Source organism: Streptomyces sp. MnatMP-M17 (assembly GCF_900091995.1).
Lineage (GTDB): Bacteria > Actinomycetota > Actinomycetes > Streptomycetales > Streptomycetaceae > Streptomyces.
The window spans coordinates 1-2,813 of sequence record NZ_FMDK01000997.1; the positions used below are offsets into that span (position 1 = coordinate 1).

Below are 2,813 nucleotides of genomic sequence, written 5' to 3' on the forward strand. Positions count from 1 at the left end.
CCGCCGCCACACCCGAGGCCACTCCCCGGTCGAACAGGGCCCGTCCCTCGTCGTCGGTCACGGGCCGGAATCCGTCGCGGGCAAATCTGCTCAAGTCCCGTGTGCTCAGGCCCGCGTTGATACCACGGCTCTGCCACAGGCCCCAGGCGAGGGAGGTGGCGGGAAGTCCCTGGGCCGCGCGGTGCCGGGCCAGCGCGTCCAGGAAGGCATTGGCGGCGGCGTAGTTGGACTGGCCGGGCGCGCCGAAGACTCCGGTCGTGGACGAGAAGAGCACGAATGCCTTCAGGTCCAGATCCCTGGTCAATTCGTGCAGATGCCACGCCGCGTCGGCCTTCGGCCTCAGCACCCGGTCCAGCCGCTCGGTGTTCTGCGCGGAAAGCAGTCCGTTGTCGAGGACTCCGGCGGTGTGGACGACCGCGGTCAGCGGATGCTCGCCCGGTATCCTCGCCAGCACCGCGGCGAGGGCCTCCCGGTCCGTGACATCGCAGGCCTCGACCGTGACCGTGGCTCCCAGTCCGGTCAGCTCCGCCACCAACTCGTCGGCACCGTCCGCCTGTTCTCCTCGGCGGCCGACCAGCAGCAGATGACGTACTCCCTGGCCGGTCACCAGATGCCGGGCGAACACACCGCCGAGAGCGCCGGTGCCGCCGGTGATCAGGACCGTACCGTCGGGGCCCCAGGGCGAGTCGGCCGGTCCGAGGTCCGAGTCGGCCGGGCCAGTTTTGTGAAGGGCCGTCAACCGCGGTGTCAGTACGGTGCCTTCGCGTACCGCCGTCCGAGGCTCTGCGCCGGCGGCGACGGCGGAGAGCGTGGCGTCCGTCACGGAGGGCGCGTCGACAAGGACGATACGGCCGGGCGCCTCGGACTGCGCCGAGCGGAGCAGTCCCCAGGCAGCGGCGGCTCCCAGATCCGGTATGTCGTCGCCTTCGGACACCGCGACGGCGCCCGAGGTCAGGACCACCAGCCGTACTTCCGCAAGCCGTTCCTCCGCCAGCCACTCCCTCACCAGTTCCAGTGCGCGGTGCGGACCGTCGGCGAACTCCTCCGAGGCGGACCGTGCCGGGAAGGGAACGAGTACGGCCTCGATCCGGGTCCCGGAGGCCATCGCGGCGGCGATCTCGGAGATCCCGGCGTACCGGTCCGCGTCGGCCAGGTTCCCACTCCCGACCGTCCCGTCCGCCGGTGCGAGAACCGCCCACCGCGGCGGCTCCTGCGGTGCCGGTACGGTCGCGGGCTCCCACGCGACACGGAAGAGCGCGTTCTCCGCCGCCGTGGGCTCAGGAGCTTCCGGCCGCAGCCAGTACCGCTCCCGCTGGAAGGCATAGGTGGGCAGCTCCGCCCGGCGGGCGCCGGTTCCGGCGAAGAACGACCGCCAGTCCACCACAGTGCCTCGGCAGTGAAGTGTGGCGAGCGCGGCGACCAGGGCCTCGGGCTCGGGCCGTCCACCGCGCACGGCGGGCACGGCCACGGTGACATCGGGCTGTCCGGCCGACTGCGCCGCCAGAGCGCTGAGCACTCCGCCAGGGCCCACTTCCAGCAGCGTGGTGACGCCTTCGGACTCCAGCGTGCGGACCGCGTCGGCGAACCGCACGGCGTCCCGTACCTGGTCCACCCAGTAGTCCGCGGTCCGCAGATCATCACCGGAGGCGACCTGTCCGGTCAGTGTCGATACGACAGGGATACGCGGAGTCCCGAACGTAACCTCCTTCGCCACGGTACGGAACTCCTCCAGCATCCCGTCCATGTGCGGCGAGTGGAACGCGTGCGACACCTTCAGCCGGCTCGTCCGGCGCCCGAGCTCCGAGAAGTGGCCGGCGATCTCCTCCACCGCCGCCTCGTCGCCCGAGACCACCACCGACGACGGGCCGTTCACCGCGGCGACGGCCACCTCGGCCGTACGTCCCGCCAGCAGCGCGGCCACCTCCGGCTCGCCCGCCTGTACCGCCACCATCGCGCCGCCTCGGGACAGCGCCTGCATCAGCCCGGCGCGGGCCGCCACCAGCCTCACGGCACCGCTCAGACTCAAGCCGCCCGACACATGGGCCGCCGCCAGTTCGCCCACCGAGTGCCCGGCGACCACATCCGGTGTCACACCCCAGGACTCCAGCAGCCGGAACAGCGCCACCTCGAAGGCGAAGAGCGCGGGCTGCGTGAAACCGGTCTCCTCCAGCAGCGCCGCCGCGGCCGATCCCTCGGCGGCGAACATCACCGACTTCAGCGAGTGTCCGAGATGAGGATCGAAGAGCGCGCACACGTCGTCCAGCGCACCGGCGAACGCCGGGTACGACTCGTACAGTTCGCGGCCCATCCCGGCCCGCTGGGCGCCCTGGCCCGAGAAGAGGAATGCCGTCCTGCCCGGCGACCGGGCACCGCTGACCACACCGGAAGCGGGCCGGCCCTCCGCCAGCGACCGCAGCCCGTCGACCAGACTCGCCCGGTCACCACCGATCACCGCCGCACCGTGGCCGAAGTGCGCGCGCGTCGTCGCGAGGGAGTACGCCAGGTCCAGTTCCGACCGGCCGCTCTCCGCCTCGGCCACCGCGAGCAACTTGCGCGCCTGCCCTGCCAGGGCCTCCGGCGTACGGCCCGACAGCAGCCACGGCACCGCACAGGCCAACGGCTGCCACTCGTCCTCGGGAGCCTCGGGAGTGTCCTCGGGCCGGGGCTCGGTCTCGGTCTGCTCCTCCGGCGGTGCCTCCTCGACTATCACATGGGCGTTGGTGCCGCCGAAGCCGAAGGAGGAGACGGCGGCCCGGCGCGGACGGTCCACCTCCGGCCACTCCGTCTCCTCGGTCAGCAGCTCCACGGCGCCG

At 72.2% G+C, this 2,813-nt stretch carries 1 protein-coding gene; it reads right to left on the minus strand.

Translation table 11 applies throughout. From position 1 onward, the window contains the following. A partial coding sequence (locus GA0115259_RS34860; protein ID WP_141716818.1) for an SDR family NAD(P)-dependent oxidoreductase occupies positions 1–2,813 on the minus strand: 2,813 nt, incomplete at both ends.